Genomic DNA, 17,965 nt, shown 5'->3' with positions numbered 1-17,965 from the left:
AAAGGAGCTTCGGGAGCGTGTGATGATCAGGATTCTTCTGGCCGAGGACGATACGGTGATGCGCGAGTATCTGACGCGCGCGCTGGAGAGGTCCGGCTATCAGGTGTCGGCCGTGGACCGCGGCACCGCGGCGCTTCCGCTGCTCGAGAGCGAGCGGTTCGACCTGTTGCTCACCGACATCGTCATGCCGGAGATGGACGGCATCGAGCTCGCGCAGAAGGCGGCTGACATCGCACCGGACACGCGCGTCATGTTCATCACCGGTTTCGCGGCAGTGACGCTGAAGGCAGGCAAGACGATGCCGCAGGCGCGCGTGCTGTCCAAACCCTTCCACCTGCGCGACCTGGTGCTGGAGGTCGACCGCATGTTCGAGGTGGGAAACGCGAGCGGATCGATTTAATCGAAGGAAAGCGGCTTGCGCGGGCGCATAGCGCCCGCTAAAGGCCGCGCCTCTCGGGCGTGTAGCTCAGTGGTAGAGCACTGTGTTGACATCGCAGGGGTCGCAAGTTCAATCCTTGCCACGCCCACCATCAAAAAGCCCGCCAAGTCTGACTTGGCGGGCTTTTTCGTTGTGGCGCGCCGGTATGGCGCGCCTATAGCTTGGACATGTTCGTCGCTGTCTATTGGTGGCGGGTCCATCCCGGCAAGGAAGAGCAGTTCCGGAGCGCCTGGCGGCGCGGCACGGAGCTGATCCGAGAGCGCTACGGCAGCTATGGCTCGCGCCTGCACCGGACATCGGACGGGCGTTTCGTCGGCTATGCCGAATGGCCGGACGAGGCGACCTGGCGCGCCGCCTTCGAGCAGAAAATGGTCTACGACGAGCCCGAGACCCGCGCCGCCTTCGTCGACGCCGTCGCCGAGACACCTGCCGGCAACGCCCCGGTGTTCACCATGACCGTCACCGACGACCTGCTGCCGACGGCGCCCTTTCGACTCGACGGGCGGCTGGCGCTCGTGACCGGCGCCGGCCGCGGGTTGGGCCTGGAGATCGCCCGGGGACTCGCGCAGGCCGGAGCGCGGGTGATCCTGCACGGGCGTGACCGAGCCGGGCTGGAAGCGGCGGCGGACGGGATAGCGGGCGCCGCAATCTTCGCGGCCGATCTCGACGATGAGGCGGGCCTGGCCGCAGGGGTGAAGGCGCTGGTGGAGCGCCACGGGCGTATCGACATATTGGTCAACAATGCCGGCAGCCGGGATCGCGGCCCGATCGAGAGCCTGGACCGTGCCGCTTTACGCAACCTGCTCGAGACCAATCTCGTCGCGCCGTTCGATCTTGTCCGGCTGCTGGCGCCGCAGATGACCGCCGGCGGCCGGATCATCAACGTCACCTCGATCGCCGGCCCGGTCGCCCGTGCGGGCGACGCCGGCTATACCGCGGCCAAGGGCGGGCTTGCCGCGCTCACCCGCGCGCTCGCGGCCGAGCTGGGTCCGCGCGGGATCACTGTCAACGCCGTGGCGCCGGGCTATTTCGCGACCGAGGCCAATCAGCCGATGGTGGATGATGCGGCGATCACCGAATATCTCGGGCGCCGGACGTCGCTCGGCCGCTGGGGCAGCCCGTGCGAGATCGCGGGCGTGGTCGTCTTCCTGGCTTCAGCCCAGGCGTCCTACATTACCGGCGAGGTGATCGCAGTGGACGGCGGCTATCTCGCGCACTTCTGAATGCCGGGACTTCCGCCGTCCGCGCGGTTATTGGCCGGTGCGACGCGCCTTCGCTTCGTCGGCCGAAGCGATCTGGGCCGTGGCCTTCGCCGGACAGCGCACGATCGGGTTGGACTGGACCGGCTTGCCTGCGGGCGTGTGGACCTGCTGGACGTGGCAGCCGGCCTTGATCGCGGCGCCGAGATGCGGGTGGCGCGGTGCATCGGCGGCGGGGAGGGCGACGAGCGCCGTCAGCGCTGCGCCGGCGGTGGCGAGAATGGTCATGGGAAAGCTCCTTGCGACGAAAGGGTTTGTCGACCGGAGCTAGGGAGGTCGATTTTCCTGCCCTTGGCGCTATTGTGAAGAAATGTTGCTGGCTTGCTGCATCGCGGCACCGCCGTTGACGGACGGGGCGGCCCACCATACCTCCCGGCGCTCGGATTGACATGACTGCACCGACCATCCTCCTCGTCGAAGACGATCCGCCGCTCCGCACCCTCACCGCGCGCGCGCTGCAGGAGAACGGCTATACCGTCCGCCCCGCCGCCTCCGCGCCGGAGATGTGGCGCGCGTTCGAGGCAGGGCCGGTCGACCTCGTGCTGCTCGACATCATGCTGCCGGGCACCAGCGGCATCGACCTGTGCCGCGCGATCCGCCGCGACAGCGACGTGCCGATCATCTTCGTCTCGGCCAAGGGCAGCGAGACCGACCGCGTCGTCGGGCTGGAGCTCGGCGCCGACGACTATCTCGCCAAGCCGTTCGGCACGCGCGAGCTGGTCGCGCGGGTGCGCGCAGTGCTACGGCGCCAGTCGGGCAACGGCACCGGCGACACGGCCAAGCGCGACCGGGGCGAGCTCCATTTCGACGGCTGGACGATCCACCTGCCGCGGCGCGAGCTCCATTCGCCGACCGGCGCGATCGTCGAGCTGACCGGCGCCGAGTTCGACCTGCTCGTCGCGCTGTGCGACAACGCCCAGCGCGTGATCGCGCGCGAGCGGCTGATCGAGCTGTCGCGCACCCGGCTCGGCGACAGCTCGGACCGCAGCGTCGACGTGCTGGTCAGCCGCCTGCGCCGCAAGCTCTCGGGCGCGGGCAAGGCGGCGCCGATCATCACCGTGCGCGGGATCGGCTACATGCTCAACGTCCCCGTGGAGCGCCGTTGAAGGTCATTCCCCGCCTGCCGCTCGGCATCATCGGGCGCATCTTCGCGATCCTGTTGCTGGCGCTGCTGGTCGAATATGGCGCGACCACCTTCCTCTACGAGCGCGCCAGCCGCTACTCGATCCGCGACGACGAGGCCAACCGGCTCGCCGAGCATCTCGTCATCGCGCGCAAGCTGCTCGAGGAGCAGCCGGCCGAGCATCGCAGCGGGCTGGCGGGCGAGCTCACCACCTCGCGCTATCTCGTCCGATGGAAGGATCATCTGCCGCCGACGCCCAGGGTCGCGCCCAGGCTCGACCGGATGCACAAGCAGATCATCGCGTGGGAGCCGGACCTGGCGCGGCGCGACCTGCGCATCCGGCTGACCTCGCCGGGGCGCAACGCCTATATCAGCGGCACGCTGCGGCTCGACGACGGGACCTGGCTCTATTTCCAGACGCTGGAGCCGCTCCACCAGATCGATTTCGCGGTCGGGCGGGTGCTGCTCGCGCTCACCCCTGCGATCGCGCTGATCGTGATCGGCGGGCTGCTGGTGCGGCAGGTGCTGCGGCCGCTGCGCCGCCTGGCCGAGGTCGCCGATCAGGTCGGTCACGGCGAGGAGGTCGAGCGCGTGCCGGAAGCGGGTCCCGGCGAGGTGCGGCGGGTCATCGTCGCCTTCAATGAGATGCAGGATCGCATCCACCGCCTGATCCAGGACCGCACCGAGGCGCTCGCCGCGGTCGGCCACGATTTCCGCACGCCGCTCTCGCGCCTGCGCCTGCGCGCCGACGCGGTCAGGGACGACGGGCTGCGCGAGGCGATCGAGCAGGACGTCGCCGAGATGGAGGACATGGTGTCCTCGCTGCTCGCCTATCTGGGCGGGGACGGGGACAGCGAGCCGGCGGTCTCGACCGATCTCGCCGTGATGTGCTCGACGATCGTCAGCGACGCCGCGGACCAGGGGCGGCCGGCGACCTACGCCGGCCCGGATCATTGCGAGCTCACCCTGCGCCCGCTCGGGATCAAGCGTGCGATCGTCAACCTGCTCGAGAACGCGCTCCACTATGGCGGCAATGCGCGCGTGTCGCTGGTCGATCGCGGGCATGAGGTGGCGGTCCGTGTCGACGACGACGGCCCCGGCATCCCGGAGGAGGCGCGCCAGCGGGTGCTCCAGCCGTTCGTGCGCCTCGACCGTGCGCGCTCGCGCGATACCTCCGGCTTCGGGCTCGGCCTGCCGATCGTAGTGCGCGCGGTGGACGCCGAGGGCGGCGCTTTCTCCCTCACCAATCGGCCCGAGGGCGGGCTGACCGCCGAGATCGTCCTGCCGCGGCGGTAGCATCGACCTTCAATCCGCCCCCCGCCAGGGGCGGGGGAGGTGTCAGCCGCAGGCTGACGGAGGGGGAGGACTGCGAGCCGCTATCGGGGTGCCTCCTCCCCCTCCGTCATCGCTGCGCGATGCCACCTCCCCCTGGCGGGGGAGGATTGAAAGGCCGCAATCTCCGCAGGCCGTTCACCGCGCCGCTGAAGCGCTTCGGCGGCGCACGTCGCCGGCGGCAATAATTTCTTACGAAACTGCTGCGCTGCGGCAAGAGACGGACCTTACCTCCTCGGCTCTGTTGATCGAGGAGTGTGCACCGTGAACGAACTGATCGGACGTGTCTTCGACTTCGAGAAGCGGGTGTTCCCGAGCCAGGGCGACCTCTATTCGAAGCTCGCGACGCAGGGGCAGAGCCCTAAGGCGCTGATGATCTCCTGCGCCGACAGCCGCGTGGCGCCCGAGCATCTCATGCAGGCGCAGCCTGGCGACATCTTCGTGTGCCGCAACGCCGGCAACATCGTGCCGCCCTTCGCCACCCAGAACGGCGGCGTGTCCTCGACCGTCGAATATGCGGTGGCGGCGCTCGGCGTGCGCGACATCATCGTCTGCGGCCATTCGGACTGCGGCGCGATGAAAGCGCTGATCAATCCCGAGATGCTGAAAGGCATGCCCAACGTCGCCGCCTGGCTGCGCCACAGCCATGCCGCCGAGAGCGTCGTTCGCCAGGGCTATCCCGAGCTCGAGAACGGCGAGGCGGTGCGTGCCGCCAGCCTGGAGAACGTCGTCGTCCAGCTCGCGCACCTCAGGACCCATCCGTCGGTCGCCGCCGGCATCGCTCGCGGCGAGATCGCGCTGCACGGCTGGTTCGCCGATATCCATGCCGGCGTGATGCTCGGCCTCGACGGCGAGACCGGCCGGTTCGTGCCGATGCGCGACGATCGCCCGCTGCCGGTCGCGCTGCCGGCGGCACGGCGTACCGCGAGCGACGTCACCTATGTCCTGGAGGCGGCGGAATGAGTATCGCCTCGCTCCTGTCGCGCGGCAATGTGACGCGCGACTTCACGGCGTCGATCGTCGTGTTCCTGGTGGCGATGCCGCTGTGCATGGGCATCGCCATCGCGTCCGGCGTGCCGCCCGAGAAGGGCCTGATCACCGGCATCATCGGTGGCATCATCGTCGGCGCGCTCGCCGGATCGCCGCTGCAGGTGAGCGGTCCCGCCGCAGGCCTTGCCGTCATCATCTTCGAGTTGGTCCGTGACCAAGGGCTGTCGGCGCTGGGGCCGATCCTGGTGCTCGCCGGCATCATCCAGTTCGTCGCCGGCGTGCTGCGCGTCGGCGGCTGGTTCCGCGCGGTCTCGCCCGCGGTGGTGCATGGCATGCTCGCCGGCATCGGCGTGCTGATCGTCGCCGGCCAGTTCCACGTGCTGTTCGACCAGAAGCCGCTGCCGAGCGGCCTCCAGAACCTCGCCGCCATGCCGGGCCGCCTGCTCGGCCTGTCGCCGACCAGCCTGGAGGGGACCGAGCTCGCCGCGATCATCGCGCTCGTCACCATCGCCGTGATGCTGGGGTGGGAGAAGCTCCGTCCGGCCAGCATGAAGCTCGTGCCCGGCGCGTTGATGGGCGTGGTCGCGGGCACGCTGCTCGCCTGGGGCTTCGGGCTCAGCGTCGCGCGGGTGACCGTGCCCGAATCGATCGCCGGCGCGATCACGCTGCCGGGGCCGGACATGTTCGCGCGCTGGCTCGATCCGAGCCTGCTCGCCGCGGCGGTCGCGATCGCGTTCATCGCCAGCGCCGAGACCCTGCTGTCGGCGGCAGCGGTCGACCGGATGCACGATGGTGTGCGGACCAACTACAACAAGGAACTGCGCGCGCAGGGTGTGGGCAACCTGCTCTGCGGCCTCGCCGGGGCGCTCCCGATGACGGGCGTGATCGTGCGAAGCTCCGCCAACGTCCAGGCGGGCGCGCAGACCAGGCTGTCGACGATGCTGCACGGCGTGTGGATCCTCGGCTTCGTCGCGCTGCTGCCGTGGCTGCTGCGCGAGATCCCGATGGCGGCGCTCGGCGCAGTGCTGGTGGTGACCGGCTGGCGGCTGGTCAATTTCGGCCATGCCAAGCACCTGCTCAAGCACTACGGCATGCTGCCGGCGGCGATCTGGGCGATCACGCTGGTCACGGTGGTGGCGGAGGACCTACTCACCGGCGTGCTGGTCGGCATCGGCCTGTCGCTGATCGAGCTGCTGCCGCACTGGCGTCGCCTCGGCCTCAAGCTCGACCACGAGCATGGCGAGGAGGAGAGCGCGATCCGGCTGGCGGGCACGGCCTCGTTCCTGGCGGTGCCCAAGCTCACCAGCACGCTCGACGCGGTGCCGCAGGGCCGGCCGGTGCGGTTCGACGTCAGCGACCTCGCGGCGGTCGACCACACCTCGGCGGAGATCATCCGCGAGTGGGTCAACCGCCGCCGCGCGGCCGGGGCGCCGGTGCACCTCACCGGCACGCCCGAGCTGACGGAGCGGCTGGCGGCTTAGGACGGATCGACATTTGGGGAAGTGGTCGACATCTCAACCCTCCTCACCGTCACCCCGGACGTGTTCCGGTGGACGCCGGAACACGTCCGGGTGACGGTTGGGCTATGGAAGACCTGCAACCCCAATGTCGATCGGCCCTAGACCGACCGACGTTCAGATGTCGGCCGTTCCTGCTGCAGCTCGGCGGCCATATCGCCCGGGCCTGCGATCGCGACGGCGGACGATCCCAGCCAGCGCGCCATCAGCTCGAGCTCGTCCATCAGTTGCCGCGCGGTCTCGTGGGGCGCGCCGGGCTCGCGATGCGCGTTCTGGACGATGAGAAGGCCGGCCTGACGGTCGGCCTTCAAGTCCACGCGCGCGACGATCCGGTCGCCGAGCAGGAAGGGCAGGACATAATAGCCGTGCACCCGTTTGTCGGCGGGCGTGTAGATTTCGATGCGGTAGCGGAGGCCGAACAGCCGTTCGGTGCGGGCGCGTTCCCAGATCAGCGGGTCGAACGGCGCCAGCAGCCGCCCGCCTGCGATCCGGCGCGGGACTTTCGCATCCTTGTGGAGATAGGCCTGCTGCGGCCAGCCGCGCACCCGCACCGGCAGAAGCGTCCCGTCCTCCACCAGCTCCGCGATCCTCGGGAGGGCGTCGTTCGGCTTCTGCCGGAAATAGTCGCGCAGGTCGGCAGCGGTCGCGATGCCGAGCGCGGCGGCCGCCCGGGCAAGCAACGCGCGATGGGCATCGGGTTCGTCGGGCGTGGGCTGCGCCAGCACCGAGGCGGGAAGGACGCGTTCGGGCAGGTCATAGACGCGCTCGAAGCTGCCGCGCCGCGTCGCAGTGGTGATCTGTCCTGACCAGAACAGCCATTCCAGCGCCTGCTTGGTGTCGCTCCAGCCCCACCAGCCGCCCTTGCCGCGCGTCTCCGCGATGTCCGATGCGGCCAATGGTCCCTCGGCGGCGATCCGGCCCAGCAGTGCCTCCGCCTCGCCGCGCTTTTCGTGGGCGAAGGACCTGAGCCCGCCCCAGATATTCTCGCCGCGCGCGGCGCGCGCCATCCGCCAGCGCAGCAGCGGATGCAGCTCGAGCGGCAGCAGCGAAGCCTCGTGCGCCCAATATTCGAACAATCGCCGTGGCTTGCCCCATGCCGCCTTGTCGAGCAGGTCGCGCGGATAGGCGCCGAGCCGCGAGAACAGCGGCAGATAGTGCGCGCGGGCGAGCACGTTGACGCTGTCGATCTGATGGAGCTGGAGCCGCGCGATCACCCGCGCCAGATGGGCCGCACCGATCGCGCCGGCGGGACGCGATCGGCCGAAGCCCTGGGCGGCGAGCGCGATCCGGCGTGCCTCGGCAGGAGAGAAAACCTCCTTCAGGACTGCCCCGCTGCGTCGGACATGTCCATGAAGTTGCGCGCCGCCTCGCGATCGGCCTCGTCCTTGAAGACGAGATCGAGATCGGGCGCCGACCCCAGCATGTAGAGCAGCGCCCAGAGCGCGAACCGACGGTCGCGGTCGGTCTCCAGCCCCAGATCGACCTTCATCCGTTCCAGCCCCGCCGCAAGGGCGCCTGGCGCGAGCGCGGCGAGGTCGGCCGTTCCGAAATAGCGCAGGAGCTGGTCGTCGAGCCGCATTGGACTGTTATGTGATCGGGGCGCTGGCGGATCAACTCGTTGAGTGCGGCCAGCGGCTACTGCGGCTGGTGGAGGACCTAGCCCGCTGCGATCAACTCGCGCGGGGCGAGAGGCGGTTTCGGCATAGACGATCAATATCCGGCGAAGCGCCCCATGCTAGCGCATCAGATCCTCGACCGCTTGCCGGGCTGGTGCGGTTCCTGATTCCGACAGGAAGCGAGACCGCCCACCGCGATCATGCCTCCGATCAGGCCGGTCGCCATCAGCCGGCGCCGATCGATCGGCAATTCAGGCATGTTCCGTCCGCGGAGCGGCCTCGTTCCGGCGCAGCAGAGCGATCACCTCCCCGTCCTCGAGCTGGTGAAAGTCCCGGTAGAACTGGCCGACCGCCATGAAATGAGCCGGCTCGGTCACGGCGATCACCTCGATGCCGTCGTCGCGCAGCTCTCGCGCAGTCTCCGGCGAGATCACCGGGACGGCGAGGATCAGCCGACCGGCGCCGCTGCGCCGCAGTGCCGCCAGCGCGGCGCGGACGCTGGTGCCGGTCGCGACCCCATCGTCGACGACGAGGATCGTGCGTCCGGCCACCTCCGATGGAGCCCGGTCGCCGCAATAGAGCGCGCGCCGGCGCTCGATCTCGGCGAGCTCGCGGTCACGTTCGCGCTCGATATAGGCTTCGTCGACCGGAAGTTGCGTCAGCACCTCCTCGTTGCGGACCATCTGGGGATGGGCGCCGTCGACCACCGCCGCGATCGCGAACTCGGGTTGGGACGGAAAGCCGATCTTGCGCACGAACAGCACGTCCATCTCCGCGTCGAGCGCGGATGCGACCTCGACCGCCACCGGAACCCCGCCGCGCGGCAGGGCGAGCACCAGCGGTCGTTCCGGCTTCATCGGGGCGAGCTTGGCGGCAAGCAGCCGCCCGGCTTCGGTGCGGTCGGCGAAATCGTTCATGGCGCGCTCCCGAGATTCCGGACGAACCAGTCGCGTGCGAGCAGGATCACCTGGTCGAGCGTACCCGATTCCTCGAACAGATGGCCGGCGCGTGAGACGATCGCGCGGATCGATTCGGGGACGATGGTGGAGGCGACCAGTCCCATGTCCGGCCGCGGCAATGCCAGATCGCCGCGAAGCCCATAGGGTTGGATTTCGACATCCTTCGTCATCGCGCGCGATGCCATCGCTTCCGCCTCCCGATGATCCGGGCGATTCAACGGATGGGGGGCATGGAGGCTCCGCCTCCTTCGGTAACGCGGGCCGGCTCCGGCCCATTCGGCGATGGGCCGTTGCCGGCAGGGAACGCGGCATGACCCCGATGGTTGGCCCGTCAGCGGTGGGAGCGGCGCGCGGGAGGGATGTCGTGAACGATGCCGACACGAAGACGCGGCTCAAACGCAAGCAGGACCAGGACCTCCAGGACAATCCCGGGCATCGGCCAGTCCAAGGGCGCCTTCGCGATGGGCGGGAGGCTGGAGGATGCCGAAGGCGACAACACGATCGAGGGTGATGTCGAGAATGATCCCGGACCGCAGGGTCAGGTGAACCCCGATCGGGTCGGCGCACCTACGAGTGATTGAGCAACATTTCGTCACAATCCAGCAAGCAATCGGAACGGCAACACCGTTACGCAAGGCTGCATCGGGTCCGATCGACCACCGTCCCTCCCGAGAAGGTCGACGGGTCCCGATGCAGGCGGGAACCTCACACCAACATCCTTGATAAGGATCGGCGATGAAGTTCCACACCAAGACGGCCGCCATCGTGGCGGCGTTGACGATTGCCACATCCGCTGCCGCCCAGGATACCGATCCGCCCAAGCCGATCACCGTCACCGGCAGCGCGGCGATAGTGTCCGACTATCGCTTCCGCGGCGTCTCCCAGAGTGACGAGGAGATCGCGGTGCAGGCCGGGGTCACCGTCTCCCACGAAAGCGGCCTCTATGCCGGCCTCTGGGGTTCCAACCTCGCCGGCTGGGGCACGTTCGGCGGCTCCAACACGGAGCTCGACCTGATCGGCGGCTTCAAGACCCCGATCGGCGGCGGTGCGACGCTCGACGTCGGCCTCACCTGGTACATGTACCCCGGCGGCGCCAGCAAGACCGACTTCGCCGAGCCTTACGTCAAGGTCAGCGGCACGCTCGGCCCGGTCAACGCGCTGGTCGGCGTCGCCTATGCGCCCAAGCAGCAGGCGCTCGGCCGCTGGTATTACAGCGGCGCCGATGCGTCGGCCGGCGTCTACAACGACCCGGGCGACAAGGAGGACAATCTCTATCTGTGGGGCGACGTCAGCTCGGGCGTGCCGGGGACGCCGTTCACGCTGAAGGGGCACCTCGGCTATTCGGACGGCAACCCCGGGCTCGGCCCCAACGGGACCAGCGTGGCGCCGACGGGGAAGTATCTCGACTGGCTGCTGGGGGTTGACGCCGTGGTCGGCCCGCTGACCTTGGGCGTCGCCTATGTCGACACCGACATCAGCAAGAGCGAGTCGGCCTATCTGCTGCCGAACTTCAGCTCGACCAAGGACGGCAGCTCGATCGCGTCGTCGCAGGTGGTGTTCTCGGTCAGCGCTGCCTTTTGACCGGGCGGATGAGCGGGCGGTCTGCGGTCCCCGGACGCTCGCTCATCCGAAGCGATAGGGGACGACCGCGCGCGCATCGGGATCGATGTCGAGCGCGGTGCCGGCGGGCGGGAAGGCCCGCTGGTCGCAGCCCGGGCGCGGGCAGATGCGACAGGAAATGCCGATCGGGGTCGGCGGCTGGCTTTCCAGGCCGTCGGCGTAGATGAAGTCGGCCGCATCGCTCTCCTCGCAGCCGAGCGCGACGGCGTAGCGGCGCGGCGCGCGCGTGTAGCTGCCCGAGGGCTTCACCAGCCCCTTGGCCATCGAGACGTAGCGGGTGCCGTCGGGCATCTCGGCGCGCTGGACGAGGATGCGGTCGGGGATCGCCACCGCCTCGTGCACCACCCACAAGGGGCAGGCGCCGCCGAAGCGGGCGAACTGGAGCCGCGTCGCCGAGTGGCGCTTGGTGATGTTGCCGGCCATGTCGACGCGCAGGAAGAACATCGGGATGCCCGCCGCGCCCGGCCGTTGCAGTGTCGAGAGCCGGTGACACGCCTGTTCGAAGCTGACCCCGAACGCCTGGCGCAGCCGGTCGACGTCGTGACGGAGCGCGCGGGCGGCGTCGCGGAAGGCGGTATAGGGCATCAGCAGCGCGCCCGCGGCATAGTTGGCGAGCCCGATCGCGAGCAGCTGGCGCGACGCTTCGAAGCGCAGGCCCGAGCCGGCGATGGTCTCCGCGATCGCCTCGCGCATCTCGAGCTGGGCGAGCTGGTGGGCGATCAGAAAGGCAGCGCTTTCCGGCGGCAGCGTGCGGTCGATGGCGAGGCGGCGGTCGGCGGGATCGTAGCGGCGGAGTTCCGTCCCGCCGGTGTCGGTCGTCTCCACCGCGACGCCATGCACGCCCTCAAGCCGTGCGATCAGGTCGCGTCCGCTCTCGTCGGCAAGTGCCTCGGCCTGGCGGTCGAGCGAGTCGATGTAATTGCCCTGGGTATGGAACCAGTCGCGCACCTCCTCCCAGGGAAGGCGGGCAGCGTCGCCCGCACCGGCCTCGACGGTGTCGTCGAGCAGCCGGAGCTGCTCCTGCGAGCGGCGATAGGCGGCGTGGATCGCCACCATCCGCCGCGCGAGCTCGGGCTGCTGCTCGGCGGCACGGCGGAGCATGTCTTCGCCCAGCCGGGCGTCGGCGATGCCGGGATCGTCGGCGGCGGCGGCCGCAGCGACCAGCAGCGCCTCGTCGATGCCCGTAAGCGCGCCCCACTGGTCGGGATAGGCGCGGGCGAGCGCCAGCATCACCGGCGGCGTCAGCGGCCGGTCGTTGGTCTCGATCTGCGAGAGATAGGGCACCGAGATGCCGAGCTCCGTCGCGACCTCGGCCTGGCTGACGCCGAGCCGGGCGCGCAGGCGGCGCACCTCATGTCCGGCGAACAGGCGGCGGCGGGGACCAGGCATCTCACCAGCTTACTTTGCAAATAGAGCTCCGACAACTTTGCAACATTGCATTTGCCAGCCGCTTGCCGCCTTGAAAGAGGGGACAATCGCCCGCGGATTTGGGAGAGGCCATGTCGTCGACCATCGAGGAGCTCGAGCGCCGCCGCGCCGCCGCGCGGCTGGGCGGGGGCGAGAAGCGGATCGCGGCGCAGCACGCCAAGGGCAAGCTCACCGCACGCGAACGGCTCGAGGTGCTGCTCGACGAGGGCAGCTTCGAGGAATACGACATGTTCGTCGAGCACAATGCCGTCGACTTCGGCATGGCGGAGCAGGTGGTGCCCGGCGACGGCGTCGTCACCGGATCGGGCACGATCAACGGCCGCCTGGTGTTCGTGTTCAGCCAGGATTTCACCGTGTTCGGCGGCTCGCTCAGCGAACGCCACGCGCAGAAGATCTGCAAGGTCATGGACATGGCCATGAAGGTCGGCGCGCCCGTGATCGGCCTCAACGATTCCGGCGGCGCCCGTATCCAGGAGGGCGTCGCCTCGCTCGGCGGCTATGCCGAGGTTTTTCAGCGTAACGTGCTGGCATCCGGGGTCGTCCCCCAGGTGTCGCTCATCATGGGGCCCTGTGCCGGCGGTGCCGTGTACAGTCCCGCGATGACGGACTTCATCTTCATGGTGAAAGACAGCAGTTACATGTTCGTCACCGGCCCGGATGTAGTGAAGACCGTTACCAACGAGATCGTCACGCAGGAGGAACTGGGTGGAGCGGTGACGCATACCACGAAGTCGGGGGTCGCCGATGTGGCCTTCGACAACGACATCGAGGCGCTGCTCGCGGCCCGCGACTTCGTGGATTTCTTGCCGGCCTCGAACCGCGAGGCCCCGCCCGAGCGGCCGAGCGCCGATCCGTGGGACCGGATCGACGAGAGCCTCGACACGTTGGTGCCGCCCTCGGCCAATCAGCCCTACGACATGCACGAGCTGATCCGGAAGGTGGTCGACGAGGGCGACTTCTTTGAGCTCCAGCCGGCGCACGCGGGCAATATCATCATCGGCTTCGGCCGGATCGAGGGGCGGACGGTCGGCGTGGTCGCCAACCAGCCGATGGTGCTGGCCGGGGTGCTCGACATCGCCTCGGCGAAGAAGGCGGCGCGGTTCGTGCGCTTCTGCGACGCGTTCGAGATCCCGATCGTGACCTTCGTCGACGTGCCGGGCTTCCTGCCGGGCGTGGCGCAGGAGCTGGGCGGCATCATCAAGCACGGCGCCAAGCTGCTCTACGCTTATGCCGAGGCGACGGTGCCGAAGGTGACGGTGATCACCCGCAAGGCCTATGGTGGAGCGTACGACGTGATGGCGTCGAAGCACCTGCGCGGCGACCTCAACTACGCCTGGCCGACCGCCGAGATCGCGGTGATGGGCGCGAAGGGGGCGGTGGAGATCATCTTCCGCGGGCGCACGTCCGAGGAGATCGCCGAGCGCACCGCCGAATATGAGGCGCGCTTCGCCAACCCGTTCGTGGCGGCATCGAAGGGCTTCATCGACGAGGTGATCATGCCGCACTCGACGCGGCGCCGGATCGCGCTGGGGCTACGGAAGCTCAGGGGCAAGCAGCTCGAGAATCCGTGGAAGAAGCATGATAACATTCCGCTCTGATTTGGTTGACCCAAAGCGACTGAAGTTTCAGTTCGTATCTTCCAACGATCCGGACCTCATTGGAATTGAGGTGACGTTGGACGGAAATGTCTTGATCGACGTCTCGATGGACGAAAAGGGACAAACAAGCGTTTTGTTCGACACGGATGGAGACGCATTCGAGTTTGACTTGGCACAGCTCAAGACCGTGCTGGAGAAATGTGAAACCGAACTCTCGGCTTGGCGCTGGCGGTTAATGACGCCGGGTGGGATTTGGGAGGCGTCTATATGATCCTCGGCCGCCTCAACCATGTCGGCGTCGCCACGCCGTCGATCGTGGGCAGCATCGCCTTCTACCGCGACGTCATGGGCGCGACCCGGATCGGCGAACCCTTCGACCTGCCCGCGCAGGGAGTGAAGGTGTGCTTCGTCGACACGCCCAACACCCAGATCGAGCTGATCGAGCCGTTGGGAGAAACCTCCCCGATCCGCGCGTTCCTGGAGAAGAACCCGGCCGGCGGGCAGCATCACCTGTGCTACGAGGTGCCCGACGTCCACGAGGCCAAGGCATGGTTCGAAGCCAAGGGCGCGAAGGTGCTGGGCGAGCCGCGCATCGGCGCGCACGGGACGCCGATCTTCTTCGTGCATCCTAAGGATATGGGCGGGGTGCTGACCGAGATCATGGAGACGCCGAAGGGAGAGGCGCATTGAGGACTCTTCCCGCCAACGACATTTCCATCGTCATCCCGGGCTTGACCCGGGATCCAGGGTCACAGGGGATATCGCTCTTGGCCCTGGATCCCGGCTTTCGCCGGGATGACGGATGGAGGGTACGCGATGTCTAAACCCACCCCCGCCGACTGGCAGGCGCTCGCCGAGAAGGAGGTGAAGGGCCGCGACCTCGTCTGGCACACGCCGGAGGGGATCGCGGTCAAGCCGCTCTACACCGCCGAGGATACGGCAGAGCTCGACCCCGGCCTTCCCGGCTTCGCGCCCTTCACCCGCGGCGTGCGCGCGTCGATGTACGCCGGCCGTCCCTGGACGATCCGCCAATACGCCGGCTTCTCCACCGCCGAGGAATCCAACGCCTTCTACCGCCGCAACCTCGCCGCCGGGCAGAAGGGGCTGTCGGTCGCCTTCGATCTCGCCACCCACCGCGGCTACGACAGCGATCACCCGCGTGTGGTCGGCGACGTCGGCAAGGCGGGCGTCGCGATCGACACCGTCGAGGACATGAAGATCCTGTTCGACGGCATCCCCTTGGGCGAGATGTCGGTGTCGATGACGATGAACGGCGCGGTGATCCCGATCCTCGCCTTCTTCATCGTCGCCGGCGAGGAGCAGGGCGTGCCGCAGGCGAAGCTGGACGGCACGATCCAGAACGACATCCTCAAGGAGTTCATGGTCCGCAACACCTACATTTATCCGCCGGCGCCGAGCATGCGGATCGTGTCGGACATCATCGCCTACACCTCGGCCCACATGCCGAAGTTCAACTCGATCTCGATCTCCGGCTATCACATGCAGGAGGCAGGGGCGACGCAGGTGCAGGAGCTCGCCTTCACCATCGCCGACGGCAAGGAATATGCGAAGGCCGCGATGGCGGCGGGGCTCGACATCGACGCCTTCGCCGGGCGGCTCAGCTTCTTCTTCGCGATCGGCATGAACTTCTTCATGGAGGTAGCGAAGCTGCGCGCGGCGCGAACGCTGTGGCACCGCGTGATGACCGACCTGGGCGCCAAGGACGAGCGCTCGAAGATGCTGCGGACGCATTGCCAGACGTCGGGCGTGTCGCTGCAGGAGCAGGACCCCTACAACAACGTCATCCGCACCACGATCGAGGCGATGGCGGCGGTGCTCGGCGGCACCCAGAGCCTCCACACCAACGCCCTCGACGAGGCGATCGCGCTGCCGACCGACTTCTCCGCGCGCATCGCCCGCAACACCCAGCTGGTGATCCAGGAGGAGAGCGGGATCACCAAGGTCGTCGATCCGCTGGGCGGCTCCTATTACATCGAGGCGCTGACGAATGAGCTGGTCGAGCGGGCATCGGAGATCATCGCGCGCGTCGACGCCGAGGGCGGCATGGCCCGCGCGGTCGCGGCCGGCTGGCCCAAGGCGATGATCGAGGAAGCCGCCGCCGCCCGCCAGGCGCGGATCGACCGCGGCGAGGAAGTGATCGTCGGCGTCAACAAATACCGCCCGGCCGAGGACGAGGAGATCGAGATCCTCGCGATCGACAACCATGCGGTGCGCGACGCCCAGATCGCGCGCATCGCCAAGGTCCGCGCAGCGCGCGACGAGGCAGCCTGCCAGGCGGCGCTCGGCCGGCTGCGCGAGGGGGCAGGCGGCAGCGACAACCTCCTCGCGCTCGCGGTCGAGGCGGCACGAGCCCGCGCGACGCTGGGCGAGATCAGCGCGGCGATGGAGGCGGGCTTCGGCCGCTACGAGACGGTGCCGACGCCGGTCTCCGGCATCTACCGCGAGGCGTGGCGCGACGACGCGCGCTGGAGCCGCCTCACCGACGGCGTCGGCGCGACCGAGCGCCGGCTTGGCCGCAAGCCCCGGATGCTGGTCGCCAAGATGGGGCAGGACGGGCATGACCGCGGCGCCAACCTCGTGTCGTCGATGTTCGGCGACCTCGGGTTCGAGGTGGTGCCTGGCCCGCTGTTCCAGACGCCTGACGAGGCGGCGAAGCTGGCGATCGAAAAGGAGGTCGACGTGGTCGGCGCCTCCAGCCTTGCCGCCGGGCACCTGACGCTGATCCCGGAGCTGATCGGCCATCTCAAGGACGCCGGCCGCGCCGACATCAAGGTGGTGGCGGGTGGCGTAATCCCGCAGCAGGATTATCAGGCGCTGCGCGACGCGGGCGTGCAGGCGATCTTCGGTCCCGGCACCAACCTGATTGCCGCCGCCGAGGAGGTGCTGCGCCTGCTCGGCCACAACTGGGCACCAGAGAGCGAGGCTGCTGAATGAGTTCCACCGCCAGTGCCCCGGCGAAGGCCGGGGCCCAGTTCCACGACGTCGCAACTGGGCCCCGGCCTGCGCCGGGGCACGTCGAGAATTGGTCCCGCGCCGAGATCGCGGCGCTGTTCGACCTGCCCTTCACCGAGCTGGTGTTCCGCGCCGCCGAGGTCCACCGCGCGCATCACCGGGCGGGCGAGGTGCAGCTCTCGACGCTGCTCTCGATCAAGACCGGCGGCTGCCCGGAGGATTGCGGCTATTGCAGCCAGTCCGCCCATGCCGACACCGGGCTCAAGGCGACCAAGCTGATGGACGTCCAGGCGGTGCTGCAGGCGGCGGCGCAGGCCAAGGACCATGGCTCGACGCGCTTCTGCATGGGCGCGGCGTGGCGCAATCCCAAGGACAAGGACATCCCCAAGCTCGCCGAGATGGTGAAGGGGGTGCGCGCGATGGGGATGGAGACCTGCATGACGCTCGGCATGCTGACGCCGGCGCAGGCGGAGGCGCTCGCCGCGGCGGGGCTCGACTATTACAACCACAATATCGACACCTCGCCCGAGCGCTACGGCGACGTCATCACCACCCGCAGCTTCGCCGACCGGCTCGAAACGTTGGAGAACGTCCGGCAGGCGGGCATCAACGTCTGCTGCGGCGGCATCGTCGGCATGGGCGAGACGCGCGAGGACCGCGTCGGCTTCATCCATGCGCTGGCGACCCTGCCCGAGCCGCCCGAGAGCGTGCCGGTCAACGCGCTGGTGCCGGTCAAGGGCACGGTGCTGGGCGACATGCTCGCCGACACGCTGCTCGCCAAGATCGACGACATCGAGTTCGTCCGCACCGTCGCGGTGGCACGGATCACCATGCCCAGGTCGATGGTCCGCCTGTCCGCCGGCCGCGAGAGCATGTCGGAGGCGACGCAGGCTTTGTGCTTCCTGGCAGGCGCCAACTCGATCTTCACCGGCGACAAGCTGCTTACCGCCGCCAATGCCGGCGACGACAAGGATGCGGCGCTGTTCGCGAAGCTGGGGCTCGAGGCGATGGCAGGCGAGAGCGCGACACATTCGCCTCTCTCGTCATGCCGGGCTTGACCCTGGATCCCGGCTTTCGCCGGGATGACGACGGGTTTCGATCGGGGGCGCGG

At 68.7% G+C, this 17,965-nt stretch carries 18 protein-coding genes, 1 tRNA gene and 1 pseudogene; 14 read left to right on the top strand and 6 right to left on the bottom strand.

What is annotated here, in order from left to right:
* Positions 1-22 precede the first annotated feature (22 nt).
* From cpdR to LZK98_RS18480, 4 genes and pseudogenes are all read left to right on the top strand, one after another.
* Positions 23-400, top strand: a complete 378-nt coding sequence (gene cpdR / locus LZK98_RS18495) for a cell cycle two-component system response regulator CpdR (protein ID WP_233783981.1) — start codon at positions 23-25, stop codon at positions 398-400.
* A 55-nt stretch (positions 401-455) separates the two neighbouring features.
* Positions 456-530 (top strand) — tRNA-Val (locus LZK98_RS18490).
* A 76-nt stretch (positions 531-606) separates the two neighbouring features.
* Positions 607-915: pseudogene (locus LZK98_RS18485) on the top strand (antibiotic biosynthesis monooxygenase family protein); the annotation flags it as partial.
* Positions 892-1,662 carry an SDR family oxidoreductase gene (locus tag LZK98_RS18480; protein ID WP_233786635.1) on the top strand — a complete coding sequence of 257 codons (771 nt, stop codon included), beginning with the start codon at positions 892-894 and terminating at the stop codon, positions 1,660-1,662. The pseudogene LZK98_RS18485 and the gene LZK98_RS18480, both read left to right, overlap by 24 nt.
* 27 nt (positions 1,663-1,689) lie before the next feature.
* Here LZK98_RS18480 and LZK98_RS18475 read toward each other — a convergent pair whose 3' ends face one another.
* Positions 1,690-1,926: a hypothetical protein gene (locus LZK98_RS18475; protein ID WP_233783980.1), complete on the bottom strand. Its 237-nt coding sequence runs from the start codon at positions 1,924-1,926 to the stop codon at positions 1,690-1,692.
* 161 nt (positions 1,927-2,087) lie between these two features.
* On the opposite strand from LZK98_RS18475, the gene LZK98_RS18470 reads away from it, so the two are divergent.
* From LZK98_RS18470 to LZK98_RS18455, 4 genes are all read left to right on the top strand, one after another.
* Positions 2,088-2,804, top strand: a complete 717-nt coding sequence (locus tag LZK98_RS18470) for a response regulator transcription factor (protein ID WP_233783979.1) — start codon at positions 2,088-2,090, stop codon at positions 2,802-2,804.
* Positions 2,801-4,117: an ATP-binding protein gene (locus tag LZK98_RS18465; RefSeq protein WP_406693498.1), complete on the top strand. Its 1,317-nt coding sequence runs from the start codon at positions 2,801-2,803 to the stop codon at positions 4,115-4,117. Before LZK98_RS18470 ends, LZK98_RS18465 begins: the two co-directional genes overlap by 4 nt.
* Positions 4,118-4,417: 300 nt before the next feature.
* Entirely contained in the window at positions 4,418-5,116 is a 699-nt protein-coding gene (locus LZK98_RS18460; RefSeq protein ID WP_233783978.1) for a carbonic anhydrase, read from the top strand.
* Positions 5,113-6,624, top strand: a complete 1,512-nt coding sequence (locus tag LZK98_RS18455; RefSeq protein ID WP_233783977.1) for a SulP family inorganic anion transporter — start codon at positions 5,113-5,115, stop codon at positions 6,622-6,624. Before LZK98_RS18460 ends, LZK98_RS18455 begins: the two co-directional genes overlap by 4 nt.
* A 137-nt stretch (positions 6,625-6,761) precedes the next feature.
* Here the strand turns inward: LZK98_RS18455 and LZK98_RS18450 are convergent, their stop codons facing one another.
* From LZK98_RS18450 to LZK98_RS18435, 4 genes are all read right to left on the bottom strand, one after another.
* A complete protein-coding gene (locus tag LZK98_RS18450; RefSeq protein ID WP_233783976.1) occupies positions 6,762-7,874 on the bottom strand; it encodes a winged helix-turn-helix domain-containing protein in 1,113 nt (370 codons plus the stop codon).
* Between the two features lie 104 nt (positions 7,875-7,978).
* A complete protein-coding gene (locus tag LZK98_RS18445; RefSeq protein ID WP_233783975.1) occupies positions 7,979-8,239 on the bottom strand; it encodes a hypothetical protein in 261 nt (86 codons plus the stop codon).
* A gap of 288 nt (positions 8,240-8,527) precedes the next feature.
* Positions 8,528-9,193, bottom strand: a complete 666-nt coding sequence (locus tag LZK98_RS18440) for a phosphoribosyltransferase (protein WP_233783974.1) — start codon at positions 9,191-9,193, stop codon at positions 8,528-8,530.
* Complete coding sequence (locus LZK98_RS18435) at positions 9,190-9,420, bottom strand: hypothetical protein (RefSeq protein ID WP_233783973.1); 231 nt, start codon at positions 9,418-9,420, stop codon at positions 9,190-9,192. The genes LZK98_RS18440 and LZK98_RS18435 overlap by 4 nt, the downstream gene beginning before the upstream one ends.
* A gap of 550 nt (positions 9,421-9,970) precedes the next feature.
* On the opposite strand from LZK98_RS18435, the gene LZK98_RS18430 reads away from it, so the two are divergent.
* Positions 9,971-10,816 carry a TorF family putative porin gene (locus LZK98_RS18430; protein WP_233783972.1) on the top strand — a complete coding sequence of 282 codons (846 nt, stop codon included), beginning with the start codon at positions 9,971-9,973 and terminating at the stop codon, positions 10,814-10,816.
* 42 nt (positions 10,817-10,858) lie between these two features.
* Here LZK98_RS18430 and LZK98_RS18425 read toward each other — a convergent pair whose 3' ends face one another.
* Positions 10,859-12,244: a helix-turn-helix domain-containing protein gene (locus LZK98_RS18425; protein WP_233783971.1), complete on the bottom strand. Its 1,386-nt coding sequence runs from the start codon at positions 12,242-12,244 to the stop codon at positions 10,859-10,861.
* 110 nt (positions 12,245-12,354) lie between these two features.
* Between LZK98_RS18425 and LZK98_RS18420 the strand changes: the two genes are divergently transcribed.
* The 5 genes from LZK98_RS18420 (at position 12,355) to bioB (ending at position 17,912) form a co-directional block, all read left to right on the top strand.
* Positions 12,355-13,881 carry an acyl-CoA carboxylase subunit beta gene (locus LZK98_RS18420; protein ID WP_233783970.1) on the top strand — a complete coding sequence of 509 codons (1,527 nt, stop codon included), beginning with the start codon at positions 12,355-12,357 and terminating at the stop codon, positions 13,879-13,881.
* The gene (locus tag LZK98_RS18415; protein WP_233783969.1) at positions 13,862-14,152 is read left to right on the top strand and encodes a hypothetical protein; all 291 of its coding nucleotides are present in this window, start codon (positions 13,862-13,864) and stop codon (positions 14,150-14,152) included. The genes LZK98_RS18420 and LZK98_RS18415 overlap by 20 nt, the downstream gene beginning before the upstream one ends.
* Positions 14,149-14,571: a methylmalonyl-CoA epimerase gene (gene mce / locus LZK98_RS18410; protein WP_233783968.1), complete on the top strand. Its 423-nt coding sequence runs from the start codon at positions 14,149-14,151 to the stop codon at positions 14,569-14,571. Before LZK98_RS18415 ends, mce begins: the two co-directional genes overlap by 4 nt.
* Before the next feature lie 126 nt (positions 14,572-14,697).
* The gene (gene scpA / locus LZK98_RS18405) at positions 14,698-16,836 is read left to right on the top strand and encodes a methylmalonyl-CoA mutase (RefSeq protein ID WP_233783967.1); all 2,139 of its coding nucleotides are present in this window, start codon (positions 14,698-14,700) and stop codon (positions 16,834-16,836) included.
* Positions 16,833-17,912 (top strand): biotin synthase BioB, encoded by a 1,080-nt coding sequence (gene bioB / locus LZK98_RS18400; protein ID WP_233783966.1) that lies wholly within the window; start codon positions 16,833-16,835, stop codon positions 17,910-17,912. Before scpA ends, bioB begins: the two co-directional genes overlap by 4 nt.
* Positions 17,913-17,965 lie beyond the last annotated feature (53 nt).

The sequence above is a fragment of the Sphingomonas cannabina genome, assembly GCF_021391395.1.
GTDB classification, from domain to species: Bacteria; Pseudomonadota; Alphaproteobacteria; order Sphingomonadales; family Sphingomonadaceae; genus Sphingomonas; species Sphingomonas cannabina.
Note: the sequence above shows the minus strand (reverse complement) of the source record. Positions and strands in the feature narration are given on the sequence as shown.

Bases quoted from the DNA above. Each gene is read 5' to 3' on its own strand.
- cpdR (WP_233783981.1), top strand. From the start codon at position 23: ATGATCAGGATTCTTCTGGCCGAGGACGATACGGTGATGCGCGAGTAT.
- LZK98_RS18480 (WP_233786635.1), top strand. From the start codon at position 892: ATGACCGTCACCGACGACCTGCTGCCGACGGCGCCCTTTCGACTCGAC.
- LZK98_RS18475 (WP_233783980.1), bottom strand. From the start codon at position 1,926: ATGACCATTCTCGCCACCGCCGGCGCAGCGCTGACGGCGCTCGTCGCC.
- LZK98_RS18470 (WP_233783979.1), top strand. From the start codon at position 2,088: ATGACTGCACCGACCATCCTCCTCGTCGAAGACGATCCGCCGCTCCGC.
- LZK98_RS18455 (WP_233783977.1), top strand. From the start codon at position 5,113: ATGAGTATCGCCTCGCTCCTGTCGCGCGGCAATGTGACGCGCGACTTC.
- LZK98_RS18445 (WP_233783975.1), bottom strand. From the start codon at position 8,239: ATGCGGCTCGACGACCAGCTCCTGCGCTATTTCGGAACGGCCGACCTC.
- LZK98_RS18440 (WP_233783974.1), bottom strand. From the start codon at position 9,193: ATGAACGATTTCGCCGACCGCACCGAAGCCGGGCGGCTGCTTGCCGCC.
- LZK98_RS18435 (WP_233783973.1), bottom strand. From the start codon at position 9,420: ATGGCATCGCGCGCGATGACGAAGGATGTCGAAATCCAACCCTATGGG.
- LZK98_RS18430 (WP_233783972.1), top strand. From the start codon at position 9,971: ATGAAGTTCCACACCAAGACGGCCGCCATCGTGGCGGCGTTGACGATT.
- LZK98_RS18425 (WP_233783971.1), bottom strand. From the start codon at position 12,244: ATGCCTGGTCCCCGCCGCCGCCTGTTCGCCGGACATGAGGTGCGCCGC.
- LZK98_RS18420 (WP_233783970.1), top strand. From the start codon at position 12,355: ATGTCGTCGACCATCGAGGAGCTCGAGCGCCGCCGCGCCGCCGCGCGG.
- LZK98_RS18415 (WP_233783969.1), top strand. From the start codon at position 13,862: ATGATAACATTCCGCTCTGATTTGGTTGACCCAAAGCGACTGAAGTTT.
- mce (WP_233783968.1), top strand. From the start codon at position 14,149: ATGATCCTCGGCCGCCTCAACCATGTCGGCGTCGCCACGCCGTCGATC.
- scpA (WP_233783967.1), top strand. From the start codon at position 14,698: ATGTCTAAACCCACCCCCGCCGACTGGCAGGCGCTCGCCGAGAAGGAG.
- bioB (WP_233783966.1), top strand. From the start codon at position 16,833: ATGAGTTCCACCGCCAGTGCCCCGGCGAAGGCCGGGGCCCAGTTCCAC.